Here is a 1,658-nt window from a genome sequence, read left to right as displayed (position 1 = left end):
CACCGGAAACGGCTTCACCGCCATATCCGGCCTCTGGTTCCGCTTCGCTCCACCTCCGCCCGGATATGGCGATGGTGAGCATAATCCACTAACAAACCAACCGGCCCACTCCGCGGGGGCAGATCAGGCTGATAAAATCAGTCAGGATTGCAGTGTTTCAGGCACTCATTCCGCGCAACTCACTTTTCCAATTCAGAATTGAGAAAAATTTTCGTCGACCCACTCAAACTGAGTTTTTCAATCGCAGATTGAGCTCTTCAATCCTAAACTCGGAAAATGCGGTGAATGACGAGGTTATTCCCCGCACTCGTTGCGATGAATAATTCAGCTCCTTTTCGCTAGCATCGGCCTCCTTCAACACATTCGATTGCGGCGGCGTCCCCTCCGGGCCGGGCTGTATTGCTGTCGCAACGGAACCCGCATTGCGGTTTCCGCCCATGCGGGTTGCCATCCCTGACGCGGGATAGGAACGGCTGCGCCGTCCCGCCTTGAGCGCCCCAACGGCGCCGCAATTTTCCGTTTCGAGGAAGAAAGAGGCGCTGCCTCTCTCTCCCTGCAAGGCCATGCTTTGGTGGCCGTGGCTCGCTGCGCTGCGCCCGCACCACCCACCGGCACCAGACCTTGCCCTCTCTCTCTCCGCCCCTCGCCGGGTCGGCAGGGGTCATGCGCGGCATGACCCGCTGCGCGGATTGGAAGGGAGTAAAGACCATGACCAAGCACACCGCCAAACAAGACCCCCACAGCCGCATCACCGACCGCATATTGGCGGAGCTGCAACAGGGCACCCGCCCGTGGCATAAGCCGTGGAGCGGGGCGACATGGCCGCATCGGGGCGAACACGGCCACTGCGCGCCACCGGGCAGCCCTATCGCGGTATCAATGTTCTCCTGTTGTGGATCGAAGCCCAGACGGCCGGTTTCGTCAGCCCGTCATGGATGACCTACAAGCAGGCGCAGGCGTTGCGCGCGCAGGTCCGCAAGGGCGAATGCGGTGCAACCGTGGTTTATTATGGCGACAGCAGCAAGACCGTACATGACGACGCCAGCGGCGAAGACCGTGAACAAGCGTTCCGGTTCCTCAAGACCTATACCGTATTCAACGTGGCGCAGATCGACGGACTGCCAGAGCGGTTCCATGCGGTTTCAGAACCAGCGCCAGAGGAGGAGCGGATCGAAGCGGCGGAAGCCTTCTTTGCCCGCATCCCCGCGATCGTGAACCACGGTGGCGACAAAGCCTATTATATACCCTCAGCCGACCGCATCCAGTTGCCGCCCTTTGCAGCATTCGATGACGCCCATGGATATTACGCTACCCGAGGCCATGAAACTTGTCACTGGACTCGGCACGAGAGCCGCCTTGATCGCAATTTTGGCCGCGAGAAATGGGGCGATGAAGGCTATGCCCGCGAGGAACTTGTTGCCGAATTAGGCGCGGCGTTCCTGGCCGCCGATCTTGGCTTGGCGATTGAGCCACGTTCTGACCATGCCAGCTATATCGCCAGTTGGATCAAGTTATGCTCACCTCGCCATAAGGCAAGTAATCGCGAGGTGTCGATAATGTGAAGGAACGCGGTTTCAGTGTATGAAATGCGCAGAATTGCGACGTTATCTGACGGGCTTTGCTCCGCATTATTTCTCGACGAACCTCTGCGGTCGTTT

Annotated in this window: 2 protein-coding genes and 2 pseudogenes; 3 read left to right on the top strand and 1 reads right to left on the bottom strand. The window is 58.9% G+C overall.

Features of this window, described 5'->3' with window-relative positions:
- Positions 1–92: pseudogene (locus LQ220_RS24755) on the top strand (integrase catalytic subunit); the annotation flags it as partial.
- Positions 93–223: 131 nt separating this feature from the next.
- Here the strand turns inward: LQ220_RS24755 and LQ220_RS24750 are convergent.
- Positions 224–565: a hypothetical protein gene (locus LQ220_RS24750; protein ID WP_230190621.1), complete on the bottom strand. Its 342-nt coding sequence runs from the start codon at positions 563–565 to the stop codon at positions 224–226.
- A 98-nt stretch (positions 566–663) separates the two neighbouring features.
- On the opposite strand from LQ220_RS24750, the pseudogene LQ220_RS25140 reads away from it, so the two are divergent.
- Positions 664–783: pseudogene (locus LQ220_RS25140) on the top strand (hypothetical protein); the annotation flags it as partial.
- A gap of 35 nt (positions 784–818) precedes the next feature.
- The gene (locus LQ220_RS24740) at positions 819–1,562 is read left to right on the top strand and encodes a zincin-like metallopeptidase domain-containing protein (protein WP_230190620.1); all 744 of its coding nucleotides are present in this window, start codon (positions 819–821) and stop codon (positions 1,560–1,562) included.
- Positions 1,563–1,658: the final 96 nt, after the last annotated feature.

Origin of the sequence: Sphingobium sp. CECT 9361 (assembly GCF_918741285.1) — a bacterium.
GTDB lineage: Bacteria > Pseudomonadota > Alphaproteobacteria > Sphingomonadales > Sphingomonadaceae > Sphingobium.
Note: the sequence above shows the minus strand (reverse complement) of the source record. Positions and strands in the feature narration are given on the sequence as shown.

Coding starts and splice junctions, on each gene's coding strand:
- LQ220_RS24740 (WP_230190620.1), top strand. CDS start 819: ATGGCCGCATCGGGGCGAACACGGCCACTGCGCGCCACCGGGCAGCCC.
- LQ220_RS24750 (WP_230190621.1), bottom strand. CDS start 565: ATGGCCTTGCAGGGAGAGAGAGGCAGCGCCTCTTTCTTCCTCGAAACG.